At 63.7% G+C, this 24255-nt stretch carries 18 protein-coding genes and 1 pseudogene; 3 read left to right on the top strand and 16 right to left on the bottom strand.

Annotation, left to right across the window (positions count from 1 at the left end; genetic code table 11):
• Positions 1-4: 4 nt before the first annotated feature.
• A complete protein-coding gene (locus tag P3T42_RS00910; RefSeq protein WP_429304902.1) occupies positions 5-1138 on the bottom strand; it encodes an acyltransferase family protein in 1134 nt (377 codons plus the stop codon).
• A gap of 202 nt (positions 1139-1340) precedes the next feature.
• Positions 1341-2246: a LysR substrate-binding domain-containing protein gene (locus P3T42_RS00905; protein ID WP_429304901.1), complete on the bottom strand. Its 906-nt coding sequence runs from the start codon at positions 2244-2246 to the stop codon at positions 1341-1343.
• A 463-nt stretch (positions 2247-2709) separates the two neighbouring features.
• Here P3T42_RS00905 and metG point away from each other — a divergent pair, with 463 nt between their 5' ends.
• Positions 2710-4245 carry a methionine--tRNA ligase gene (gene metG / locus P3T42_RS00900; RefSeq protein ID WP_429304900.1) on the top strand — a complete coding sequence of 512 codons (1536 nt, stop codon included), beginning with the start codon at positions 2710-2712 and terminating at the stop codon, positions 4243-4245.
• Between the two features lie 138 nt (positions 4246-4383).
• Entirely contained in the window at positions 4384-4719 is a 336-nt protein-coding gene (locus P3T42_RS00895) for a thioredoxin family protein (protein WP_429304899.1), read from the top strand.
• Positions 4720-4721: 2 nt separating this feature from the next.
• Here the strand turns inward: P3T42_RS00895 and P3T42_RS00890 are convergent, their stop codons facing one another.
• From P3T42_RS00890 to P3T42_RS00845, 10 genes and pseudogenes are all read right to left on the bottom strand, one after another.
• The gene (locus P3T42_RS00890; RefSeq protein WP_253190187.1) at positions 4722-5543 is read right to left on the bottom strand and encodes a formate/nitrite transporter family protein; all 822 of its coding nucleotides are present in this window, start codon (positions 5541-5543) and stop codon (positions 4722-4724) included.
• A gap of 300 nt (positions 5544-5843) precedes the next feature.
• The gene (locus P3T42_RS00885) at positions 5844-6347 is read right to left on the bottom strand and encodes an ATP phosphoribosyltransferase regulatory subunit (RefSeq protein ID WP_429305241.1); all 504 of its coding nucleotides are present in this window, start codon (positions 6345-6347) and stop codon (positions 5844-5846) included.
• A 364-nt stretch (positions 6348-6711) separates the two neighbouring features.
• The gene (locus P3T42_RS00880; protein ID WP_074301643.1) at positions 6712-7734 is read right to left on the bottom strand and encodes a VTT domain-containing protein; all 1023 of its coding nucleotides are present in this window, start codon (positions 7732-7734) and stop codon (positions 6712-6714) included.
• A 196-nt stretch (positions 7735-7930) separates the two neighbouring features.
• Positions 7931-9751, bottom strand: coding sequence for a tetratricopeptide repeat protein (locus P3T42_RS00875; RefSeq protein ID WP_429304898.1), 1821 nt, complete (start codon positions 9749-9751; stop codon positions 7931-7933).
• A 25-nt stretch (positions 9752-9776) separates the two neighbouring features.
• Positions 9777-10904, bottom strand: coding sequence for a DUF2827 domain-containing protein (locus tag P3T42_RS00870; RefSeq protein WP_429304897.1), 1128 nt, complete (start codon positions 10902-10904; stop codon positions 9777-9779).
• Positions 10901-11338 carry a DUF4019 domain-containing protein gene (locus P3T42_RS00865; RefSeq protein ID WP_143788541.1) on the bottom strand — a complete coding sequence of 146 codons (438 nt, stop codon included), beginning with the start codon at positions 11336-11338 and terminating at the stop codon, positions 10901-10903. The genes P3T42_RS00870 and P3T42_RS00865 overlap by 4 nt, the downstream gene beginning before the upstream one ends.
• Positions 11339-11528: 190 nt before the next feature.
• Positions 11529-12692 (bottom strand): DUF2827 domain-containing protein, encoded by a 1164-nt coding sequence (locus tag P3T42_RS00860; RefSeq protein ID WP_074299333.1) that lies wholly within the window; start codon positions 12690-12692, stop codon positions 11529-11531.
• Positions 12689-13843, bottom strand: a complete 1155-nt coding sequence (locus P3T42_RS00855; RefSeq protein ID WP_429304896.1) for a DUF2827 domain-containing protein — start codon at positions 13841-13843, stop codon at positions 12689-12691. The genes P3T42_RS00860 and P3T42_RS00855 overlap by 4 nt, the downstream gene beginning before the upstream one ends.
• Positions 13844-13860: 17 nt before the next feature.
• Entirely contained in the window at positions 13861-19029 is a 5169-nt protein-coding gene (locus P3T42_RS00850) for a YadA-like family protein (protein WP_429305240.1), read from the bottom strand.
• Positions 19030-19044: 15 nt separating this feature from the next.
• Positions 19045-19128: pseudogene (locus tag P3T42_RS00845) on the bottom strand (ESPR domain-containing protein); the annotation flags it as partial.
• A 778-nt stretch (positions 19129-19906) separates the two neighbouring features.
• Between P3T42_RS00845 and P3T42_RS00840 the strand changes: the two are divergent.
• Positions 19907-20743: an EAL domain-containing protein gene (locus P3T42_RS00840; protein ID WP_074299337.1), complete on the top strand. Its 837-nt coding sequence runs from the start codon at positions 19907-19909 to the stop codon at positions 20741-20743.
• Between the two features lie 48 nt (positions 20744-20791).
• On the opposite strand, the gene P3T42_RS00835 is transcribed toward P3T42_RS00840, so the two are convergent.
• The 4 genes from P3T42_RS00835 to P3T42_RS00820 all read right to left on the bottom strand — a co-directional run bounded on the left by P3T42_RS00835 (position 20792) and on the right by P3T42_RS00820 (position 24060).
• Entirely contained in the window at positions 20792-22102 is a 1311-nt protein-coding gene (locus P3T42_RS00835; protein ID WP_429304895.1) for a DUF3443 family protein, read from the bottom strand.
• 11 nt (positions 22103-22113) lie between these two features.
• Positions 22114-22584 (bottom strand): DUF2844 domain-containing protein, encoded by a 471-nt coding sequence (locus P3T42_RS00830; RefSeq protein WP_074299340.1) that lies wholly within the window; start codon positions 22582-22584, stop codon positions 22114-22116.
• 207 nt (positions 22585-22791) lie between these two features.
• Entirely contained in the window at positions 22792-23109 is a 318-nt protein-coding gene (locus P3T42_RS00825) for a chaperone modulator CbpM (protein ID WP_074299342.1), read from the bottom strand.
• 9 nt (positions 23110-23118) lie between these two features.
• Positions 23119-24060, bottom strand: a complete 942-nt coding sequence (locus P3T42_RS00820; protein ID WP_429304894.1) for a DnaJ C-terminal domain-containing protein — start codon at positions 24058-24060, stop codon at positions 23119-23121.
• Between the last annotated feature and the right edge of the window lie 195 nt (positions 24061-24255).

Here is a 24255-nt window from a genome sequence, read left to right as displayed (position 1 = left end):
CGCCCTAACTCTTATACAACTCCGCGCGACGCCCCGTCGTATTCACCACGCGCTGGGTCCACTCCGCCTTGCGTCGCAGAATCGGCGCTTCGATGAAGCGCCACGACAGTTTCGCCAACCACAACGAGACGCCAAACGAAATCGCAATTCCCGCGACCCGTACCCAGGTGGGCTCGGCCGCGCCGTGAAACAGCGCCTTCACGCGGTTGAGCCGGGCCGGGTCCGGCACGAAGTTGTGATACAGATAAAAACCGTAGCTGATGCGGCCCAACGACGCCAGCCAGCCCGTCTCCAGCACGCCCACAAGCGCCGTGCTACCGCTGCACGCAACCGCACAGACCAGAGCCGCAATGCCCATGCCGTACAGCGTGCAAACGAGCGTATAGACGGCGGGATTCGCGACCGCAGACCAGTTCGGCTCGGTGACGCACAACGCCGTTACGCCGAATAACACCGCAATGAAGCCCGACTGCCGCGACAGCAGCGCACGCAGCGTCGAGCCTTCCACGCGCAACCACGCCCCGCCGATGCCGCCGAGCGCCAGCATCCAGAAGTTCGTCAACGGATGGGTGTAGACGACGATTTCCGGCGTACCCGCAAAACGCATCAACAGCATCGACGCCACCCCGGTCACGAACACCGCACAGCACACCAGCAGATGCCAGCGAACCGGTACCAGCAGGAGCAGCGGCGCAAAGAACAGATAGAACTGCTCCTCGATCGAAAGGCTCCACAGGTGCGACCACGGGCCAGGCCAGTAACGCAACACTTCGCCGATCCAGATATTCGACAGGTAAGCGAAATGGAATGGCAAGCCGCTTTTCAGCTGCGGCGCGGCGTGCCCAAACATCATCAGCACGGCCATCACGATCAGCAGCAGGTAGTAGATCGGAAAAATGCGCAACGTCCGCCGAAACAGAAAGCGCTTCAGCTCGGTAAAAAAGTCGCTCGCGTCGCGCTCGATCGTGCGGCGTTGCGCGCTCAGGATGCCGGTGATCAGAAAGCCGCTGAGCGCGAAGAAAATCCATACGCCGAGGTGCCCTGTCTCGTCGCGGCCGCTCAGCACGCGATGCTGTAGAAACACCATCAGTACGGCGATAGCGCGTAGTCCGTCGAAACCGCGAATCCTGTTGTCCATGAATGCCGTCGTCCGGATCGGTGTACGCCAGTCGAACCGGAGGGGACACACTCAGGCCGGCGCACTCAGGCCATCATAGGACGCCATGGAAGAGAAAAAAACCGCGCAGGCGCCACGCGACAATTTAAAAAAATGCCGCTTTGGCGTGCGAAATACTTTGTTGTAAAAAAATAATTCCGGCATATCTCGCGCAGCACGCGGCTCAAAGACCGAGATCCGGATGCTGAGTCGCGAGCTGCGTGATCCATTCCGTGAATGCGCGCACGCGCGAACTCATGCGCCGGTGCGGATAGAGAATCGACAGCGGCGTAGACGGGATGGCGTACGAGGTCAGTATTTCCTGCAACTCACCGCGCTCGATCATATCCGCGACCATGAAGCGCGAGGGCTGGATGATGCCGTAGCCCAGTGCGCCCGCCGTGATGTAGACGGTGCCGTCGTTCACCGCGAGCGCACCGTCCAGCGTCACCTTGACCACTTCGCCATTCACCTGGTATTCGAAGGGGAACACTTTGCCGCTGCGCGCGGACACGTAATTGACCGCGCGATGCCCCTGGAGCTCCTCGAGCGTGGTCGGCGTGCCGTGTGCGGCGAGATACGCGGGCGACGCACACGTTGTGATGCGCGAATTGCCGATGCGCCGTGCAACAAGACTCGACTCTTCCAGAAAGCCCATGCGGATCACGCAATCGACGCCGTCCTGGATCAGGTCGATATTGCGGTCCGCGAGGCCGAGACGCACCTCGATCTCTGGGTACTGCTGATAAAAATCGCCGAGCGCCGGCAGCAACAGCGCCTTCGCCAGCGTGCCGGAGGTATCGACGCGGATGGTGCCCGCGGGACTCTGCCGCTTGTTCGACAACGACGACTCCGCGTCCGAGATCTCCGCAAGGATGCCGACGCAACGTTCGTAGTACAGCGCACCGTCTTCAGTGACGCTGACCTGGCGTGTGGTGCGGTTCAACAGGCGCACGCCGACATGCTGCTCGAGCGCCTGAATCAGGTTGCTCACCGAGCCGCGCGGCAAATCCAGCAGTTCTGCGGCCTTCGAAAAGCTGTTGGTCTCGACCACGCGGGTGAAGACTTCCATTGCCTGGAGGCGGTCCATACAGGGTAATCCTCGTCAATCGCTGTTGAAGGGTTGGGTGGGCGCGGCTCGCCCGTGCGGCGTGGCGCGCCGCGCGGCCCACGGTGCATCGTAGGCGCCGGTGCCGTCATTATGTCCGAGCGACGGCCGGATGTGTGCCTCCTGGGTGTGCCGGATGCCGCCCCACGCGCGCTACCGCCCGCCTCGCGCCTGGCCTTCAGTTGGCCTGCACCCGGGTCTGCATGCGGCCGCCTCGCGGCGCTAGACAGTGAGCGGATTTGCTGGCACGATTAAAAACTTGCGGCTTGGGCCGCTGGTTCACCACTCAATAGTGTTCGACGATTTCTCGATGAAAATTCAAGCTATTCAAGCCCCCGCTCGTTCGATGCGTATGTTCCTGGCAGGTTCTCCCCCCAGGCGCTGAGGGCTTTTTTGCTTCTAAAAAGGGACGCCGCTGGCGTCCCTTTTCTTTTTTGGAGCGGCAATGACGTACCGATACATCACCACGCCGATTTACTACGTGAACGACCGGCCCCATATGGGCCATGCCTACGCCAGCGTCCACGCGGACATCATGGCCCGCTACCTGCGGGCGGCCGGCCATCAGGTGATGCTGCTCACCGGCGCCGACGAGCACGGCGAGAAAATCGCCAAGGCCGCCAAAGAGGCCAACGAAGCGCCTGGCGCGTTCGCCGAACGGCATGCGAAGTCGTTCGAAGAAGCGTGGCGGCGTCTCGCGGTCGAGCCGGACCGGTTTGTTCGCACCACGGCGCCGGACCACGCGCGGGTCGTGTCCGAGTGCCTGACGCGCCTGTTCGACGCCGGCGAGATTTATCTCGCGGAATACGAAGGGCTCTACTCGGTCGGCCAGGAGCGTTATGTCACGGAGAAGGAGCTGGTCGACGGCAAGCTGCCCGAGGACAAGGAGCCGCCCGTCGTGCGGCGCGAGCCTAATTACTTCTTCCGCATGGAGACGCACCGGGACTGGATGCGCCAGTTGCTGCTCGATACCCCCGATCTGATCCAGCCCGCGCAGTACCGCAACGAGGTCCTCAAGCTGCTGGAAGAACCGATAGGCGACCTGAGCATCTCGCGGCCGGTGGAGCGCCTCGAGTGGGGCATCCCGATTCCCTGGGACACGCGGCACGTTACGTACGTCTGGTTCGATGCCCTGCTGAGCTACGTGTCGCCGCTCGGCTATCCCGATCAGCCGGCCTTCGCGCACTTCTGGCCTTCGGTGCGGCATGTGATCGGCAAGGATATCTTGCGCACGCATACCCTCTTCTGGCTGAGCATGACGCATGCGCTAGGCATCGCGCCGTATCGGCGCCTGCATGTGTCGGGACATCTGCTGGGCGCCGACGGACGCAAGATGAGCAAGTCGCTCGGCAACGGCGTCGATCCGCTGGCCGCGGCGCACACCTATGGTGTCGATGCGCTGCGTTATACGCTGATCCGCGAGGTCAGCTTCGGCTTCGACGGCATCATCAGTCACGCCGTGATCGAACAGCGCCTGAATCGCGATCTGGCCGACGATCTGGGCAACCTGGCGTCGCGCAGCCTGTCGATGGTCGTGAAGTATCGCGGCGGGGTCGTCCCTGCACCCAAGGTTTATGAAGCAGCGGAACAGGCGCTGATCGTACGATCGCGCGAATTGCCGGCCGTGGTTCTTGCTCTCGTCGAGGAGATGAAACTCGGCCGCGCGGCCGAGCAGGTGATGGAGTTCGTGAAGCAGCTCAACGTCTATGTGGCGAGCAGCGCGCCGTGGACGCTGGCCAAAGACCCGCATGCCGCCGGGCGGCTGGATACCGTGCTTTATATCTTGCTGGAAGCGCTTTACAGCGTCTCCAACCTGCTCTGCCCCGTGATGCCGGGCAAGATGACAGAGCTGCAGGCGTGGCTCGGCGTGTCAGCCGGGCCGGGTTGGGATCGGCCTTGGGGTGAAGGCGTCAAGCCTGGGGGCATCGTCAGGGAAGGCATCCTGTTTCCCAAGCTGGCGGGCGAGACCGGTATTGAGTGAAGGCCTGGCCGGTTCGCGGCAGCGTTCGCTCAATGCTGCGCGTGCAGTTTTCCGATACATTGAAGCCGTCCCGCTGCGCGCAGCACGGCCTCAAGTCCGGTAAATTACGCTGCCAGCCTCATCCACTTCGGAGCAAAAATGACGACTCACGCCGCCGCTTCCACCGCCTATTCCACCACCGCGCCGACGCGTGCCGAAGTCGACGCGCTTGCGGGCGCAACGGTCCTCGAATTCGGCACCGACTGGTGCGGTTACTGCAAGGCGGCCCAGCCGGTGATCGGCCAGGCATTCGACGCTTATCCGCAGGTGCCGCGCCTGAAGATCGAGGACGGACCCGGCCGGCGGCTCGGACGCTCGTTCAAGGTCAAGCTGTGGCCCACGCTGATCTTCCTGCGCGACGGCGTGGAAATCGCCCGGGTGGTGCGGCCTACCGAGGTCCAGGAAGTGGCGGACGGACTAAAAGCATTAGGCTGAGATCAGTTGCTACGGGCGCCGCCGGCGGTCGCAGGCAGACGCGACTTCGACGGATGGCCGATGCCGCCTTCCTGCATCCAGTAGCCCAGACCCATGAAGATGGCGCCGCCGGCAAGATTGCCGAGCGTGACGAATATTTCGTTGTGCACAGCACCGGCAAGCGTGACCGTCTCCGGGTGTTCGCCGATCAGCGCCAGCGCAAACACGAACATGTTGGCGACGCTGTGTTCGAAGCCGCTTGCCACGAACGCGAACACCGGCCAGAAGATCAGGCCCAGTTTGGCGCCGTCGTTATTGGTGCGCGCCGCCATCCAGATCGCGAGACACACGAGCCAGTTGCACAGCAGTCCTTTCGAAAACAGTGCGAGACCCGGCGCGGACATCTTCGCCGTGACGGCCTTGAAGAAGACCTCGGAACCGTCGGTCAGCAGCACGCCGCCGCCGGCCGCATGCAGAATCGCCGCGAGCACCACGGCGCCGATCAGGTTGCCGATCCAGCACACCACCCATACCAGCACCATGCCGCCCACACCCGTCTCGCCACGCAACACGGCGAACGGCATGTACATGGCAGTACCGGTGAACAGATCCGAGCCGGCGAACACGACGATAGTCAGCGCGCAGGCGAACACCGCACCCATGATCAGGTGCACGTAGGCCGGATCGACATGCGAGCCGACCGAAAACATCAGGATGTCGCCAAAGCCGATATAGGCTCCAGCCATAGCTGCGCCAATCAGAAAGGCGAGCGGCGAGCGCACGATAGACTCTGCCTTATGCGCGCCGGTCTTGGCGAATTTGTCGATACTCTCTGCGTACATCATGGCTCCACGAGTTGGTCTCCCCTCTTCATCGCTGGGGGTGCGTCAATCTGGCGCATATGATAGGGCGAGAGAACGCGTTGTTCATCAACAAAACCCCTTGAAACGGCCTGTTTCGCGGTTTCTTCAAACTGTGCTCCCGCGGCGCGGCGAATTCTGTATCCCTTTTCACCGGACTGCACTAAGACGGGGCGCTTGAGCGCGCCACGGTGTTGTCCGTGGTCGCGGTCACGATGAGCTTGCCGTGTGTTTCTTCGGCAGCGCACCCGGTTAAACAGGCATGAGCCGGGTATTAGCGGGCCATCAGGCCGTGAGCCGATCCTGCAGCCCCATCGCCAGCAGCAACCGCTCTGCGCCGAGACCAAAACCCGCGCCCTCGCGATACGCGCCGCCGCCTGCTACCTGCTGTTGCGCGCCGAGTTCGGCGCAGCGAATCTCGAAGCCCTGTCCGTTGAGGTAGTAGCTGAGGCCGCGCTTCGCGGCGGGGTCGAGCGCATAACGCAGCCCGAGCGAATCGAGAAAGCCCGCGGCAAGTTCACGGCTGGCGAGCAGCGCGCGTTCGGGGTCCGGACACAGGTACTCGAAGCCGAGTTGCACGAACTCGCGGTACCGGCCGGCTTGTGGACGTTCATACCGGTAGCAGCGTGCGACGTAAAACAGCATGCGTTCGCGGCGCCGCTCGAGCAGTTCCTGGCAGCGCTCCTGAAACAGCGCCGTGACCTCGGGAATCAGGCAACAGGGCCGGCCCTTCTTGTCCGGAAAGGCCCACATCTGCCCGATGATTTCGCTGCCGCCGGCCTTTTCGATGAAGGTGTCCTGCGACCACAGCGCAGGGACGATGGCTTCTTCCGCGCCGGCATCAATGAAGGTAGCTCCGGAAACGATTCTCCAACGCGCGGGCTTGCGCCGCTTCCTTGCCGACGATAAAACGTGTGCCGCGAATCATGGTCATGCTTGCACTCCAGGGATGGTGAAATAAAAAAAGGCGCCCTTTAGGCGCCCTGGTCGTTTTGCATGAAGCAGGAACTCAGTGTGTTCCTGGCTTCAGTGCGATGAGACGTAACGAACCACGGCGCAACGGACTGCTGCCGTGATGATGATGCGACCGGTTCGGGACGTTACGTGGATTCATGTCGTGCATAGTGACATAGGTAGCGCGGTTTGTGAACGGCTACTTCGAGAAGCGGGCCCGTACCGTGTATTCGTTATCCAGCACCGCATCGAAATCGCCTTCCTCGTCGTGCTGCGCATGGAAATCCGCTGATAGCGGCTCGACAGGATAGCCGCGCCGCTCCCATGCGTCGAGGCCACCCTTGAGCGCCTGCACGTGATGAATATTCTTGCCGTGAAGCTGGGCCACGATCCGCTTGGCGGTCGCTTCGTTGGGACAGACGCAGTACACGACGATCGGGCGCTGCAGCAGTTGCGGATCCAGTTGCTCGGGCGACTCCAGGTCGAGCGCCCGCGCCCCCGGAATCCGATACGCTTCCTTCGCGCGCACTTCCGGCGGCCGCGCATCGAAGATGAGCGGCGGCGCATCCGACTTCATCAGTTCGTCGAGTTGCTCGGGGCTAATGCGGATCTTCGCGAGCCAGCGGCGAAACTGCACGCGCCGCACCCAGCGATAAGCAACGAACAGCACCGCCAGCACGGCGAACAGATCGAAGATCGTGCCGCCGTTGTGCCGCACCAGCAGCATGGCTTGCGCGATCCAGTCGTGCAGCGCGGCGCCGCCCAGCAGCCAGGCGCCGGCCCATAGCGACGCGCCCAGCAGGTCCCACGCGAGGAAAATGCGCGGATCGATGCTGGTGGTGCCGAGCAAGGGCGCGGCAATCAGGCCGAGCCCGGGGACGAATTTGGACACCGCGAGAATCGGCGCGCCATGGCGTTCGAACAGATTGCGAGTGGTCCGCACCGTGGCATCGAACGACAAGGAGAAGCGCACCAGCGAATTCAACATGCGCCGGCCGCGCAGACGACCGGTAGTGAACCAGAGCGTGTCGGCGAGCAAGGTTGCGCAGACCGCGGCGATAAACACGCTGGAGTACGAGACCTGGCCCACCGCGGCCATGGTGCCCGCGAGCACCAGCATCGGCGCAGCCGGCACGGGTGCGCCGAGCTGCGTGATCAGCACGCTCATGAAAACCGCCCACGCACACAGCGCTGGCGGAATAGCTGTCGGGAAATGCCACACCATACCGCTCCTGTGGAATACCATCGCCGCTGGCTTGACTCCGGTCTGTCCCGGCGACCTGCATGGGATTCGTGGAGCAGGCGCGACCGTGCATTCGACGCGCCGCACAGGGTCAAGCCGGCCACGAATGGCGCTGGACAATCCCGCGCGTGCTGTCGATTACCGGATTCTAAACAAAAACGCCGTTTGGCATGGCTCAAGCGGGCAGGCTTCGCGCAGCGAGCGCGAGCAGATCCGCCCTCACCTGCTGCAAGACCGTGGACCAGTCGCGATAGTGCTGTTGCCGGTAGAGCGTCAACGATGGATACCACGGGCTGTCGCGCCGCTCGCGCATCCAGATCCAGTGCGGATTGACGTCCAGCAGCAGCCAGGTCCGCACGCCCAGCGCACCCGACAGATGCGCGACCGACGTGCAGACCGTAATCACCAGATCCAGATTGCGGATCAGCGCTGCGGACTCGTCGAACGAGTCTAGCGAAGCGGTGTGGTCGATCACAGGCAAGCCGTGCGCGGACATCTCCTTCAGGTCCCCGGTGCCGTCGATCTGCAGGCTGTAGAAAGCGGCTCCGGGAATCGCACGCAATGCTTGCGCATACAACGAAGGCGCCACCGCGCGCAGTGGGTTGCGCTGATGCGTGCGACTGCCGCTCCACACTATCCCCACCTTGAGCGCGCCGCCCTGCGGCGATGCCGCGAGCCGCATCTGCCAGCGCGCGGCTCGCGCAGGGTCGGCTTCGAGGTAACGCGGCGGCGCAGGCAGCGTCTCGAGCGTCACACCTAGCGCCAGCGGCAAGCTGCCGATCGCCAGATCGAAATCGAATCGAGGTAATTCAGGCGCATCGTGCGGCACGACGGGAATCGCAAGCGCCGCCAGGCTGCGTTCAAACAGCGGCAAGAGTTTCCGGAAGCAGCAGACGATCAGCGTACCGCCGGCTCGCTGGACCATGGCGGCGATCGCCGGGATAAAGCGCATGAACTGGATCGCGTCGCCGAATCCCTGTTCGCCCCAGATGAGCAACGTCTTGCCGCGCAGATCCTGACCCTGCCACTGCGTGTCGGGACTCAGATAGACGGCGCTCTCCAGCTCGGGTGAGCCCGCCCATCTCGCCTCGTGATTCACGAAGCCGTTGGCATAGTCGCCGTGCAATAACTGCAGCATCGCCACGGCCCATTTCACTTTGGGTTCGCTGGGCGCCGCCTGTGCGGCCCTGACGATGGCCGCCATCGCGTCATCCCAGCGTTGCAGTTCCTTGAGGGCATTGCTGCGTGCCTGCTGGCCGACGAAGTAGTCCGGCGCCAGTGCGCAGGCGCGCTCTGCCGCGATCAGCGCATGTTCCGGTTCGTGCAGTCGCAGCCAGGCATTGCTTTGATTGGCCCACGCGAGGTAATTGTCCGCATCCCGTTGCACCGCCTGCTTCGCGAAGCCAAGCGCGAGGCGATCGTCCTTTAACTGATAGTGCAGCGCCGAGAGATTGCTATGCAGCATCGACAGACCGGGATCGAGCGCGAGCGCGCGGTGGTACGCCTCCAGCGCCGCGGTCCACGAACGGCTTTTGTGGTGCGCGAGTCCCAGCAGAAACCACGTCCGTGACGAGTCCGGTTGTGTGGCACACCAGGCCGTGGCGACCTCGATTGCGCGCGGAAGAAGGTTGAGTTGCAGCAGCAGTTCGATCCACGCGTCGAGCCAGACTGTGGCATCTGGTGCGGCCCGGAAGGCGCGCTCGTACCACTCGTGCGCCTGTTGTAGCTGGCCTTCGCGATAGGCGAGGCGAGCCATCTCGACCAGCGTCGGCGCGAATTCAGGGGCGATTATCAGAGACCGTTCAAGCGCGGCGCGCGCTTCGTCGTAACGGCCTCGCAGCCTCAGCAAGTGCGCGCAGGCGGTCAAGGCACCGGCGTCGGGTGGCTGCAAGGTCATCCAGGCGTCGATCTCGCGCGCCGCGCTTACCAGGTCGCCTTGTTCGAGGCGCCGTTGAATACGCAGGAACGGAGTGGACGGCGCGCGCATTGTGGTCATCGATCCTGGCGGCTCTGCTCGCCGGCTAGCAAACCGGCCGCGCCAGCAGATCGTCGAGCAGCGCGGCATACGTCGCCACCAGTTGCCGGTTATCCGGCAGATAGCGGGCGATCAGGTTGCGCTGTTCCTGACGGTACCAGGATGCGTGAGCATCGTGCGTTTCCAGCGCTTCAAGCACGCGCCGCGCGCCTTCGTCCGCATCGTTGCCCTGGTAGTAATAACCCAGATCGCGGCAGAGCGACGCATTGTGGATCAACGGATAACCCTGCCAGCAAACTTCGAGGTAGAAGTAATTCAGCGGATTCTCGAGCTGGTGCGAGATGACGATATCGGTGTTTTCAGCGAGAAATACCGGCGTTTCATGCCGGCCGAGGAAAACCGCCTTGTGATCGCGGACGATATCGAGCTGGTTCATCAAGGCGATGAAGTCGACGCTCTCTTTTGCGATCTGCTCGGCGTTCGTGACCTGCAGCAGCGCAATCCGCTCGGGACGCCGGCGGTAGGCCAGCTCGGCAATCAACGCCGGATACAGGCAGAACTTCACCACGTTGAGATTGGGCTCCATCACGCTCAGGCGCCGCGCGCCTTCGTGCGCCCTGTATTCGCCTGCGTTCGGCAAACCCTTGACGCGCTCGTCCAGAAACATCGGACTCCAGACAAACGGCACCACGCGGCCGGGTCGACGGCGCAATACCTCGAAGTACGATTGGCTGATAGGGGCGACCTGCGGAATGATCCAGATATCGTCGTAACGCTGATTGACGAACAGCGCCTCGCCCCACATCGGCTTGCGGAACAGCACCGCCTCCATTGCGTGGACATACTCGAAGCCGCAGCAATACGACACGAGCCGAACGTTAAGCTGCTTCAGATATGCCGTCTGCGCGGCGTCGATCTGGCCGCCGAGTTCGATCAGCACATCGAGGTCGTCTTTGGCAGCATCGAACGACAGCGTCGGATAGCGATCCCTGTCCCACGGCAGCGCATCCGTGACAGCCACAGCCGTGGTGTTCACGAGGACGACCCGCGCCACCTGCGGACAATGCCGCAACGCCTCCGCCAGAAAGGCGGCGTTCTGCTTGATGCCGTTATTCCAGAGCGTTTCCGCTTCATGGTGCAGCCCGATCGTGATTCCGACGCGCAGTCCGTTCATGGCTTGGCGATTTGTGTCTGTGTGGCTGCCGCGTCCTGGGTGGAGCGCGCCGCGTAGCCGGTTAAATGCCAATGGCCGTCCTCGCCCAGCCGGAAGCTCACCAACTCGAACAGGGTCCGGCCGCTTGTCACGGTGGTGGCGTAATCGACGTTCGCATACAGGCCGTCAGGCACACCTTTGGCGCCGTTGTACTGGATGCGCGTGACCGAAGCCCAGCCGCGGCGCGACACGCTGCCCACCGACTGGCGCGCCTGCTGCATCTGGCTCGCGAACTTGTCCGCCGACACGCTCGCCTTGACGAACGGCGCCGCATCTTGCCAGAGCGCGGCGAAGCGGTCCGTGTCGAGTTGCTGCAGGACCTGGCCCGCGTCGTTCAGCAGTTCGTCGGCCGAGGTGCCCTGCTCCGCGGCGGCCAGGTTCGTGCAGCCCACCATGACGCAGGCGGCCGCTAGCGTTCGCAACGCTAACGGGTAGATCAGTTGAACAAGCCGGCTAAGCGAAAGACGTGGTTTCATGATGCAGTGGAAGGCCAGGACGTTGAACATCGGCGTGGCATGCAGGCTCGGCATCGCCACACGAAAGGAGCAGGCACGCGCTGGCATGCCGGCGCGTGCCTTTATGTGCCTAGGCGGGCGCATAGAGCGCAGCAAGCGCATCGCTATAGATCCGCACGTTGTCCTCATTCTCAGGATCGAGTCCGCGCAGGAACGCGTTGGCGGTGCGACGGTAGGCATCGAGATGCGTGTCGTGCCCGGCGAACGCCCGCTGCAGGGCACGCCCGCCCTCCTCGCAATCGAAATCGTGATAGCGATATCCGCACTCGCCGATCAGATGCGAGTTGTGGATCAGCGGGTAACCGCCGTATAGCGCTTCGTAGTACACATAGTTCTGCGCGTTTTCCCAATGATGGCTGACGACCGCGTCGACATCCCCAGCCACCACCCGGCAAAACGGAAAGCGTCCCTCGAACGAGGTCAGGCCGTGCTTCACGATGTCCAGACTGCGCGCGAAGCCGTTGAAGCTCACGTGTTCCTTCAGGTGGAAGGTGTTGTACGCCCACACGTGTTCGAGCAGGTCGGGATTGGCGCGATGCGCCGCCTCGCAGGACAGCAACGGCACGAAGCTCGTCTTCACCATGCAGATATTGGGTTCGAAGATGCCCGCGCGCCAGCGCCGCCGCCCCGGCCGGTAGCCGAAGCTGAGTCCTTCCGGCAAACGTGCCGCTTCGCGCTCGAGCACCAGCGGGCTCCACAGATGCGGCATCACGCGCACCGGACAGCGGAACGTACTCGCGTAATACGGCACACAGGTAGGCTCGTACTCGGCCAGCGTCCAGACCTCGTGATACGGGGCGGCCGTGATCAGCAGGCCATGCGACTGATCGAAGATCATGCGCTCGATGTCGATCACGTAATCGTTGCCCACCCGCATCGAGACGATCTTGCCGCCGCGCTCGCGGAACGCCACCACCCATTCGCGGTCGAGTTGCGCGCTCATCTCGATCATCACGTCGAGCGTCGTGGCCGCCGCTTCCATGTCGATGAGCGGGACCGGCGAATCGGCCAGAAAATTGCGCGCATCCTCCGGGCGCCCATCGCCGCCGCCCGCTACCAGATAGGTGGCTTCGACGAGCGGCGAGCGCATTAGCAGCATCACCAGGAAAATGCAGTTCTGGTAAATGCCGTTCTCCCATACCGATTGCTCGCCCTTGCGCACGTAGATCGAGACACCCACGCGCAGCTTGCGCGGCTGGCCCGACGGGTATGGCGGGGTTCGTTCAAGGTTCATGGGCGGCTCGCGGTGTTGGCGAAGTGCGCGTCGCGGCACAGATGCAGGAGCCGGGCCGCATAAGCGTCGAGATTGCGCTGACTGAACGGATCCACCACAGCGAACACGCGTTGCGAGCGGGTCCGGTAATCGTCGAGGCCGCTCGCATGATCCACCGCTGCGCGCTGCAATTGCGCCGCCCCTTCACGCGCGTCGAAGCCGTGATAGTAGTAGCCGGCTTCCTTGAGCCACGGCGAGTTGTGGATCAGCGGATAGTCACCGTAAAGCGCATCGAGGTAGCTGTAGTTCTGTTCGTTCTGCCATTGATGCGAAACGATGGCGTCGGCATGCTGCACCATGAAGCCGACGATATCGTGCCGGCCGTGAAAGGTGGCCTTATGCTGGCGCACCAGGTCCAGCGCATTGGCGAAGTACAGCATGGTGGGGTGATCTTTGAGGTGCAAGGTGTTGAGCACGTGCATTGCGTGCACCGAGCCGGCGTCGGCCCGGTAGGCTTCGTCGCAGACCAGCATCGGAATGCTCGAGGTCTTCACGACCGAAATGTTCGGCTCGAAAATCGCCACGCGCAGGCCGCGGCGGGCGCCGTCGGCCGGCGTCTCATGCACCGCGAAACCGTAGCGCATGCCGAGCACCTCGACCTCCTGGATGCGCTGCTGGATAAACTGAGGATGCCAGATGAACGGCGCCTCGTGCACGTCGCAGCGGTGCAGCAGGCGCATCATCGGCGCGAAGGCGGCGTCTTTCGGCAGGTACCACACCTCGTCGCAGCGGTCGGGCCGCGGTGCATGCGTGGGCTTCGTGAAGATCGCCGGTTCGGCGAGGCCGACATACGGCTGGCCGCAGCAATAGAACACCACCTTTTTGCCGCGCGCGCGCATGAGGTCGAGCCATTCGATGTCGAGCGCACCGCCCATTTCGACGATCACGTCCACCTCGTCGCTGGCCTCGTGCGCCCGCATCAGCCGCAGGTTGCGCGAGGCCAGATCGACCTGGGCGGGCATCGCGCCCTGGTCGCCGACGTCGATCAGCAGCACCGACTCCACAAACGGCAGACGTTGAAACAGCTCCGCCAGAAAGACGACGTTCTGCCCCAGGCCGTTCTGCCAGATGTTCTGACCGGTATGGGTGATGACGGAGATGCCAATGCGCATATCGACCCCAGACTGCGTTACCAGGAATACCCGACACCGGCGTTGACCAGCACGTGAGCCCCATCCGTGGCGCTGGCCCCTACCTTGACAATGGTGTTTTGCGTGACCCGCGCACTGGCGCCGATGGCGATTGCGCTGTATCCCGCGTAGTTGCCCACCCCAGCGGCGATCTGGAAGGTCTTGCCCTGTTCCACCTGGGGCAAGCCGGCCAGCGCACCGGCCATGGCCACGCCCGAATACGCCGCGCGGGCCACGTCGTTGATATTCTGCTGAACACCCTGCAGTTGCGCAACGTTTACCGCATCGGTCGGGTTGACGCCCGGCGCCACGTTGGTGATGGTCCGCTCATTGCCGGGCGAGCCCACCGACACCGAGTTCGCCTCGCTCGCCACCGAGCCCGCGCCGATCGCCACCGAGTTCGGTGCGGACGCAACCGCATTGGCGCCCACCGCGGACGAACTGGAGCCGGTTGCCTGCGCGCCCGACCCCACTGCTACGGTGTTGCTCGAACTCGCGGTCGAATTGCCGCCCACCGCTACCGATTCCGTGCCCGTAGCGCTTGCGGCGTTACCGGTCGAATTCACTGCGACGTACTTCGAGTTCGACGCGCCGGTGTTGGTCGTCGTGGTTTGCGAGAGCTGCGTGAGCTGGCTGCCGAGCGTCCCCATCTGCGTTTCGAGCGCAAACAACTGGCTGCCGTTGATCGCATCCGTGCTGGTCGCCGTGATTGCGCCTGCCGCGATATTGGTCAGCGCGACCGCCGAGGTGGCGCCGACGCCGCCGAGCGTCACGCTGGTGTGCGAGGCGTTGTCGTACAGCACCGCGTCGCTGGCCACCGAGGCCACCGCCTGCAACTGGCTGACGTTGACGGCGTCGGTCGGCGCGGTGCCGGCCGCGACACCGGTGAGCTGGCGTGCGCCCGCCGTGCCGGTAAAGTCGACGCTGGTGCCGCCGGTGTTGGCCCCCACCGTAATCGCGCCGTTGCCCGGCGCGCCGCCCACCTGCTGCACGAGGCCGACGGTGCCGTTGGCAATGCCCGTCGACAACGCGGTCACGCTGCTGGTGGCCGTCGTGAGGCCGGTGGACAGCGAGGCGACGTTGCTGTTGGTCGTGGTCAGGCCTGTCGACAGCGAAGCGACGTTGCTGTTCGTCGTGTTCAAACCGGTCGACAGCGAGGCGACGTTGCTGTTCGTTGTGTTCAGCCCCGTCGACAGCGAGGTCACGTTACTGTTGGTCGTGTTCAGCCCCGTGGACAGCGACGCGACGTTGCTGTTCGTCGTGGTGAGACCGGTCGACAGTGACGCTACTCCGCTCTGCGCCGTGCTCACGCCGGTCGAAAGCGAACTGATGCTCGTCGACGTTGTGGTGGACAGCGAGGTCAGTTGTCCGAAGTTGACGGCGTCGGTCGGGTTCACCCCGTTGGCGACGTTGGTCAGCGTCACCGGGGTGGTCGAACCGGCTCCGCCCAGCGTGACCTTCGTATGGCTCGCGTCGTCGTACTGGACCGAGTTGGCTACCCCCGTCGACAGCGAGGCGACATTGCTGTTGGTGGTGGAGAGGCCTGTCGACAGCGAGTTGATACCTGTCGAGGTTGACGTCGAGAGACTCGCTACCGAGCTGTTAGTTGTACTGAGACCCGTCGACAGCGAGTTCACGCCTGTGGACAGCGAGCCGATGCCCGTCGAGGTTGAGGTGGAGAGGCTGGCTACCGTGCTGTTCGTCGTGCTCACGCCGGTGGACAGGGAGTTCAGCCCGGTCGAGGTCGAGGTGGACAGGCTCGCTACCGTGCTGTTGGTCGTGCTGACGCCGGTGGACAAGGAACTCAGGCCCGTCGAGGTTGAGGTCGAGAGCGAGGCGACGCTGCTGTTGGTCGTGCTCAGGCCAGTGGACAGCGAGGTCACACCGCTTTGCGCTGTGCTGATGCCCGTCGAGGTTGACGTAGAAAGCGAGGCTACGCTGCTGTTCGTGGTGCTCAGGCCAGTGGACAGTGAGGTCACGCCACTTTGGGCTGTGCTGATACCCGTCGAGGTCGAGGTCGAGAGCGAGGCTACGCTGCTGTTGGTCGTGCTGAGGCCAGTCGACAGTGAGGTCACGCCGCTTTGGGCCGTGCTGATGCCGGTCGAGGTTGACGTCGACAGCGAGGCTACGCTGCTGTTCGTCGTGCTCAGGCCTGTGGACAGCGACGTCACGCCGCTTTGAGCTGTGCTGATACCCGTCGAGGTCGAAGTCGACAGCGAAGCGACGCCGCTGTTGGTCGTGCTCAGGCCAGTGGACAGTGAGGTCACGCCGCTTTGCGCCGTGCTGATACCTGTCGAGGTCGAAGTCGAAAGCGAAGTCACATTGCTGTTCGTCGTGCTCAGACCCGTCGAGAGCGACGCAACGCCGCTTTGCGCCGTGCTCACACCGGTCGACAAGGAACTGACGCTCGTCGATGTCGTGGTGGACAGCGACGCAACGCTGCTTTGGGCCGTGCTGATGCCGGTCGAGGTTGAGGTCGACAGCGAAGCTACGCTGCTGTTCGTCGTGCTCAGCCCCGTGGACAGCGACGTCACGCCGCTTTGCGCCGTGCTGATGCCAGTCGAGGTCGAGGTCGACAGCGAGGTCACATTGCTGTTGGTCGTGCTGAGTCCCGACGACAGCGAGGCGACGTTGCTGTTCGTGGTGCTCAAGCCCGTCGAGAGCGACGTCACGCCGCTTTGAGCTGTGCTGATGCCGGTCGACGTCGAAGTCGACAACGAAGCCAGGCCGCTGTTGGTCGTGCTCAAGCCGGTCGAGAGCGAACCCACGCCGCTTTGCGCCGTACTGATACCCGTCGACGTCGAAGTCGACAACGAAGCCACGCTGCTGTTCGTTGTGCTCAAACCCGTGGACAACGAAGCCACACCACTCTGCGCCGTACTGATACCCGTCGACGTAGACGTCGAAAGCGAACTCAACCCCGTCGACAACGAACTCACCGAATTGCCCACGGAATTAACCTGGCTCGCCACGGCGTACAACTCGCTGCCGTTCACCGCATCCGTGCTGGTGGCCGTGATCCGCCCTGCAGCGACGTTCGTGATTTGCCGCTCGGCGCCCACTGCGCCCACGCTCACGACGCTGCTCGGAGTAGCGCCTGCGAAGCCGCTGAGGGTCGTCGAACCGACCGTGGCGCTGCTGGTCGGATTCGCGCTCGCCGTCACCGAACCATTGCCCAGCGCGACATCGCCTGCGTTGTTGGCGACGGCGTTCGGGCCGATCGCGACGCTGTTCGCTCCCAGCGCCCGCGAATCCGCCAGCGTCGAGTTGGCGTGGAAGTACTTGATACCCTGGCTGTCGATGTTGTTCAGCGCCGCGCCCACGTTATTGACCGTGCTGGTCGTGCCGTTCGCGTTATACGTCGTGTAAGACGGCGCGCTGATTGCGCCGGTCGACGCGTTGTACGTCGATCCGCCGCCCAACGCCGAGGCCGTGCTGGTGCCCAGTGCGTTGACATTGGTTTGAACCGTGCTGACGCCGGTCGACAGGCTGGCGATGCCGCTGTTCGCCGTCGCGAGGCCCGTCGAGGTCGAGGTCGACAGCGAAGTGAGGCTGCTGTTGGTCGTGCCGAGGCCGGTCGACAGCGAGCTGATGCTGCTGGTCGTCGTGCTCAGGCCCGTGGACAACGATGCCACATTGCTGTTGGTCGCGTTCAACCCGGTCGACAGCGAACCTACACCGCTTTGCGCCGTGCTGATGCCGGTCGACGCGGAGGTCGACAATGCGCTCACCGTGCTGTTGGTCGTATTCAACCCGGTCGACAGACTGGCGTCACGGCTCACCGCCGTGCTCAATCCGGTCGACGTCGAAGTCGACAATGCCGTCACATTGCTATTGGTCGTATTCAACCCCGTCGACAACGAGTTCACGCCGCTCTGCGCGGTACTGATCCCGGTGGACGTCGAAGTCGACAGCGACGCCACGCTGCTCGTCACCGTGCTCAATCCCGTCGACGTCGAAGTCGACAGACTGGCGATGTTGCTCGCCGTGGTGCTCATGCCGGTGCTCAACTGCGATACCGTGACGGCGTCCTGGGGCGCCGAACCGTCAGCGACGTTGGTGATCCGCCGCAACGCGGTCGGGCTGCCCACCGACACTTCCGAAAGCGGCGCCGCGCTGCCCGTCAGGTAGCCGGTACCCGTCGGCGCAGCCGCACCCGTCACGCTGCCGGCGCCAAGCGCCACGCTATTGGCGTAGCTGGCGCTGCTGCCAGCACCGAGGGCGAGCGAGTTGTTGCCCGCAGCAATCGAGTTATAGCCAATCGCGCCGGACGAAACCGCGCTTGCCGTGGCGCCATCGCCGATCGCGCTTGAATTGTTGGCGCTTGCCGTGGCATACGTGCCGATCGCCGTGGCCCCGGTTCCCGTCGCGGTCGAAGTCGTGCCGATCGCCGTCGCGCTCGCGCCGGTAGCCGACGCGTACGTGCCGAGTGCGGTGGCGGCCACGCCTGAGGCAGTCGCCGCATCGCCGAAAGCTGAGGCCTCCGAAGCGTTGGCGATCGTGCCGTTGCCGCCCACGGCGGCGGAGAAAGTCGCCGTCGCGCTGGCGCCGTTACCGACCGCTACCGCCTGCTGCGCCGCGTTCGAGTTGTAGCCAAGCGCGGTCGCCTGGGTCGCCGAAGCAATCGCGCTCTGCCCCAATGCGATCGAGGAAGCGCCGGCCGCCGTCGCGGACTGGCCCAATGCCACGGCGCCCGTTGACGAAACCGTCGCGGCATAGCCGATCGCCACGCCCGAAGTCGCCGCGCTCTGCGCCACCGAAAAGCGGCCGATCGCAACCGAGTTGGCCGCCAGCGCGGCCGAGCCGCCGGTGCCGCTGCTGTTGCCGCCGCCGATGGCGACCGAGCTGCTGCCGGACGCCGTCGTGTCGTTACCGACCGCGGTCGAACCCAGGCTGGTCGCCTTGGCCCCCGAGCCCATCGCAATCGCGCTCGCGCCTGTTGCCGTCGTCGCCTGCCCGAAGGCCTGCGAATAATTGCCCGAGGCGCTCGCATTGGCGCCGATCGCAATCGACGTCGTCCCGGAGGCCGTCGTGGTGCTGCCGCTCGAGCCGCCGATGGCGATCGCCTGCGCGCCCGTCGCGGTGCCGTTCCCCACGGCGTACTGCGCCTCGGCCACATTCACCCCCGCGCTCGCGGCCAGCACGACCACGGCAATGGCCTTCGCCACGGAAGATTTGTTCGGTTTGCCGCGCGCAGATGAAATTTCCGATGCGGCGACCCACGCACCCAGTGCCTCATTCCAAATGGTTCTGTACGACTTGTTCATGATTGACAAAGCCCTCTCAGGTAACGCGCGACACCAACCGACCTTCTGGCATTAGCAGACGAAATTATCTGGCCTTTAAAAACCGAACCCCGACGCGCAAAAATGGGATAGGCCGGATTCTATGGGTTTCGCTTTTCAAAGAATGACAAGCAATGCAAATTAACCCGACAGGGTTTGTCAGGAATTGTCAAATCGAGGCAGAAACGGCGAATTCCGGGATAATAAAGATTAAGCCGATGCAGAATAAAGCCGATTTTCGTGGGTTATAGCGCATCGGCAGCGGCATGAAATGGATCGCCTGGAACCCCACCGCAGCATGGCTGAGGACAGAACGCTGCGGTGGATGAGTCAATCCCAGAAATTGCGATACCTGAATATGTCGCCGTGCTGTCGAACGGAATACTGTTTTATACGGTTGTTTTATTTACAGTCATTTTATAATCATCACATTAATCTGACAAAACGCGTAGCGTGCGCTTCCGCACATTGCCGACCACCCAAAACCGTTACAACAGCAAATATTCAAGAGACGTCAAATTTTCTTTAAACATGTAAAATTCCCTCTACGACACGCTCAATGCGCCCCATATAAATCGCTCGATCTGACAGTATTTAGAGATTCAGGCTTTCAAGCTGTCTATTCTTGACAGTCTCCCGCAACGCACCGCTCTATCCTTAAACCCGTAAAAGCGCCGCGTCGTCCTCGCGACCGGCCAGACCCGCAGACCGCCGAGTGTGAAGTCGGAGGCTTATCGCTCACATCGAAAAGGAAGGCGCCGTGAATCGCATCGGAAATGCCGCATTAAAACTGACGAACTCGGGCGCCATGCGCGAAGCGGCGGCGTCGGCGAGCCGCGACGAAACGCTTGCGCAGCGGATTCGCAAAGGCTTGAAGGCGGGCGAATTCGGCGTCGCCTTCCAGCCGGTCGTCCACGCGCAAACCCTCAAGCTGCTCAACGTGGAATGCCTGCTGCGCTGGCAGCATCCCGAGTACGGTCTGCTGCTGCCCGAGTGCTTCGTGTCCGCCTTCGACGATCGGGAAACCGCGCGCGAGGTCACGGCGTTCATGCTGGAATCGGTCTGCCTGCAACTCGGCGAGATGCGGCGAGCCGGCCAGAGCTTGCCCGCCGCGGCGATCAATATCCAGCCGTCGCAGTTGCTCGACGAAGCGCTCGTCGCCACCATTCGCGACACGACGCGCCGTCACGGCGTCGACCCGTTACTGCTCGAACTCGAACTGGTCGCAGCAGAAGATGCGTCGACGCTATTGTCGACGCAGGAGTTCACGCGCTCGCTGCGCCAGCTCGGCGTGCGGCTCGCGCTCAACGACTTCGGGTCGGGTTATTCGCCGCTGGCGATGCTAGGCGTGGCCCAGATCGATACCGTCAAGCTGGCGCGCGGCTTCATGGCTCGCGTGCCGGGGTCGGCGCGCGATTGTGTGGTGATCACAGGGCTGCTCGATCTGCTCGACAAGCTGGATATGCGGGTCGTCGTGGAGGGCGTAGAAAGCGAGGCGCAGCTAACCTGGCTCAGGCAACGCCCGGAGGTCTACGTGCAGGGTTATCACGTGGCGCGGCCGCAAGCGAAGCTCGCGAACGCGCTGGCAATGCGTTGAGCGATGCGCGCCGCCTGCGTGGCGCGCACACCCCACCCTGCGCTCCCGTCAGCTCGACGTGAACGCGACGTACGGCCCAGCGCCGCCGCCCGACGACGCCGCACCCGAGATGCCGTAATACACGTGACGCCCGTAGAAGAACGGCATGCCCATATCGAAGATGCCGGTCATGTAGGACGCCATATCGTTGAACGCGTAGTTACCCGAAGCAAACAGCGTGTTCGCATTGGCCACGTTGAAATCGATGGTCACCGTCGCCAGATTGTTGATGGCAATCGAGACGGAACGTGCCAGCGTCGTGCTGGGCACGTAGTACTTGAGGCCGTTCGCCACGATGGTCGAGTCCGCGAAAAACAGCGCGCTCGAACCCGAGTCGAAGTAGGAGTTGCCGCTATACGTGACGCCGTTGTACGTCGCGTCGAAGTCGCCGCTCGAACTGGTCTGCAGCACGGTCGCCCCGCTCCCCGCGAGCGCGTTGTTGGCCTGGGTATCGATACCGAAGACCAGTGTGCCGAGCGCCGACGACGCCCCCGTCGAGGCGACCGGCTGCATCTCCAGCACCACGCCGTTGTTGTCGGTCGCGAAGTACTGGACCGGATTGCCCACCTGTGCAGCGAGCGCCTGATTGGCGACGCTGCAGGTCGAGCCGCTGCAGGCATAGTAAAAACCTGCCGGGCTATTGCTCACGCATTGGCTGCCGCAGTCCTGCGGCGCCACGCCCACCCCGAGAATGCCGTTCGCCCCCAGGTCGCTCGGGGTGTCGAGGGCCGGCTGCACCTGGCAGTCGCCCGGCGCGGACGCCGTGAGCGCCGTGTCGGCCATCACCTGGATCGGTACGTTCTGCCCCACTTCGTCCGCCATCCTGATGTCGGCGTTGCGCACGGTGCCCCACGCGTAGCCGCTGCCGAAGATGGCGCATTCGGCAATCGTGGCGCCGCCCGGTGTCTGCGTTTGCGCCGTCAACGCGTTGAGTGTGGACGCCGGAATCGCCGAAGCAAACAGGCGCAAGCCGAACGATTCGGTGTCGACCAGCACATTGTCGATGGTCGTGCAGTGCGAGCTTGCCTGGCTGCCCGCCGCACACACGGTCACGCTGGTCAACGGAGAATTGGCGCGGTTGAACTGGGTGGCGGCGACCACCACCGGCACCGTATTGGCCGCCGTGCTCGAAGTCGGGCTCGCGGTGGGGTTAGCCGAACTGAGCGTGTTGGTCGTCACAGGCGTGTTGCTGGTAGACGTAGACGTGTTGGTCGAATTGCCCGTCGGCGAGGCCGACGAAGAACCGCCGCCACCGCCTCCGCACGCGGCAAAAACGGTAATGAGCGCCGCGACGAACGCCCAGGCCATGGTTCGGGTCATGTTGATCCTGTTCATTGCAAGTCGTCGGGGCTGGTGCCCTGCGGGAGCGAGGCCGGCAAATACGCCCGGCCGGCGAAATTGCCCATATGGCCGCCCGTCTGAACGATCAAGCCGGGCTGCTGCACGTTAGCGGGCCCGTGGCCGCCGCCCTGAGCCGCGTGCAAGGCACTCACGCCCTGCAGATAGGCGGGAAAGTAACTGCCGAGCAAGGTGTTGAGCGGCGCCATCTGCGGGCCGCGCCAGACCACCGCGAACACCGTTCCGCTCTGCGCAAGGTATTCGCGCACCACGGTGCCGCCATTCAGCGTGGTTTCGTTGACGACGTACGGCACCTCGGCCGAACTGACGTGCTGGACCAGTCTCGTCGCCCGGCCCGCCGTGCTCGCCGGCCAGGTCGGCGCAGCGCCGAGTTCGGCGTGCGCGGGTATGCCGGCGACAAGCGCCGTCATGGCGGCTGCCGCGCAGAGCATGCTGGTTCTCATTGATTCTCCCCGTATGATTCGTCGCGTGACGAAGCGTGAAGCGACCTTCACCTCATCACACAGGACGGATTATTGGGGGGACGGGCGGATTTCGATCCGCAGAAAAGAGCGGGAGAAAGGGCCTATTTGCAGGTTTGCCCGATCACCCGCTGCGGCTTGCCTGGAGCGGCTGAGCGGGACAATTGTTAAATCCGGACGGCGCCTGATTCAAGTGCTCCGCGCGCGCCTCGGATGGGCGCGCAGCGCATCGATCTCGTCCAGCAGATCGAGCACCAGGGCAATGCCCGGCGGATTGATCTCGAGATCGTGCGCGAGGCGTCGCGCCGTGCGCACGCGGCGCAGCGATGCGCCACTAAAACGCCACTCCTGCGGTTCCTCCCCGCGCGGCGTAAAGGCACCTTCGGCAACCCACAAGGTCACCTCGTCTTGCGACGCGCCGCTTGCCTGGCACAACTCGACAAGCGTGAACTCCATCTCTTCATTGACAATCTGGCCTTCCAGATAAGTCGTCACGGACTCTTTCATGATGAGCGGTCATCCATAAAAATGCGCACGTGGGTCGAAGTTGAACGCTTGCCGCATCACGTCATATGCGGCGGCAGCGCGCTCGGTATCGGCCGGCGGCAAGACGATGGTCAGGATTACATACAGATCGCCGGGAGTCGTTCCCGGAATGCCTTTGCCCTTGAGGCGCAAGCGCCGGCCGCCTTGCGAACCCTTGGGCACCGTCATTTCGACGGAACCGTCGGGCGTGGGCACCTTGATCTGGGCGCCGAGCGCGGCTTCCCAGGGGGCAACCGGCAAGTCGAGCGAGACATCGCGGCCGTCCACGCGAAAACGCGGATGTTCGCGAAATGCGATCTCCAGATACAGGTCGCCGGGCGGCGCGTCGCCCATCGCGGGACCGCCCTGGCCGTTGAGCCGCAGGTGCTGGCCCGCGCGGATGCCCTTGGGGATGGCGACGTCCAGCGTGCGCGATTGCAGCGTCACGTGCCCCTGCGCGTCGAGTACCGGCATCTGCAGCGAAATGGAGCGCTGCGCGCCGCGGTAGGCCTCTTCCAGATCGATCAACACCTTGGCGTGGTGATCCTGGCCGGCCATCGCGGCCGCCGCCTGCCGTTGCTGGGCTGCGCGCGCATGGCCGAACATGGCTTCAAAGAAATCGTCGAGATTGGCCTCGCCCGCCGCTTCGTGGCCCGCGCCCCTGAACTCGAAACCCTCGTCCCAGTTCGGCGGTGGCTGGAATTCCTGGCCGTTCTGCCACTCGCTGCCCATCCGGTCGTAGGCCGCCCGCTTCTCCGGGTCTTTCAGCACCTCGTACGCTTCGCCCACTTCCTTGAAACGCTCCTCGCCGTCCGCTTCCTTGGTGACGTCGGGGTGATACTTGCGGGCGAGCTTGCGATAGGCGCGCTTGATGTCGTCCTCGGTTGCGCCGCGCTCCAACCCGAGGGTCGCGTAATAGTCCTTGTATTTCATGTGAAAGACAGCCCCATAAAAGGTGAGGACGGCATGGCGTTCAGATCCGGCTGCCTTATTACTCTATACGACTCCGCCGCAAACGTGCCGTCAGCGTGTCGTGCCTGGTGTTGAACCGGACTGGCACGATCCGTGCGACCCATGCACAATCACGCCGGTGTGCCCCGCTGCGGTCCGCGCGATCACCGCGGTCAG

Source organism: Paraburkholderia sp. GAS38, assembly GCF_050434965.1.
GTDB classification, from domain to species: domain Bacteria; phylum Pseudomonadota; class Gammaproteobacteria; order Burkholderiales; family Burkholderiaceae; genus Paraburkholderia; species Paraburkholderia phenazinium_A.
This window is presented reverse-complemented; position numbering and strand designations above follow the sequence as displayed.

Bases quoted from the DNA above. Each gene is read 5' to 3' on its own strand.
- P3T42_RS00890 (WP_253190187.1), bottom strand. From the start codon at position 5,543: ATGATGTACGCAGAGAGTATCGACAAATTCGCCAAGACCGGCGCGCAT.
- P3T42_RS00825 (WP_074299342.1), bottom strand. From the start codon at position 23,109: ATGAAAGAGTCCGTGACGACTTATCTGGAAGGCCAGATTGTCAATGAA.
- metG (WP_429304900.1), top strand. From the start codon at position 2,710: ATGACGTACCGATACATCACCACGCCGATTTACTACGTGAACGACCGG.
- P3T42_RS00855 (WP_429304896.1), bottom strand. From the start codon at position 13,843: ATGCGCATTGGCATCTCCGTCATCACCCATACCGGTCAGAACATCTGG.
- P3T42_RS00820 (WP_429304894.1), bottom strand. From the start codon at position 24,060: ATGAAATACAAGGACTATTACGCGACCCTCGGGTTGGAGCGCGGCGCA.
- P3T42_RS00835 (WP_429304895.1), bottom strand. From the start codon at position 22,102: ATGACCCGAACCATGGCCTGGGCGTTCGTCGCGGCGCTCATTACCGTT.
- P3T42_RS00830 (WP_074299340.1), bottom strand. From the start codon at position 22,584: ATGAGAACCAGCATGCTCTGCGCGGCAGCCGCCATGACGGCGCTTGTC.
- P3T42_RS00865 (WP_143788541.1), bottom strand. From the start codon at position 11,338: ATGGTGGGCTGCACGAACCTGGCCGCCGCGGAGCAGGGCACCTCGGCC.
- P3T42_RS00860 (WP_074299333.1), bottom strand. From the start codon at position 12,692: ATGAACCTTGAACGAACCCCGCCATACCCGTCGGGCCAGCCGCGCAAG.
- P3T42_RS00895 (WP_429304899.1), top strand. From the start codon at position 4,384: ATGACGACTCACGCCGCCGCTTCCACCGCCTATTCCACCACCGCGCCG.
- P3T42_RS00870 (WP_429304897.1), bottom strand. From the start codon at position 10,904: ATGAACGGACTGCGCGTCGGAATCACGATCGGGCTGCACCATGAAGCG.
- P3T42_RS00905 (WP_429304901.1), bottom strand. From the start codon at position 2,246: ATGGACCGCCTCCAGGCAATGGAAGTCTTCACCCGCGTGGTCGAGACC.
- P3T42_RS00910 (WP_429304902.1), bottom strand. From the start codon at position 1,138: ATGGACAACAGGATTCGCGGTTTCGACGGACTACGCGCTATCGCCGTA.
- P3T42_RS00875 (WP_429304898.1), bottom strand. From the start codon at position 9,751: ATGACCACAATGCGCGCGCCGTCCACTCCGTTCCTGCGTATTCAACGG.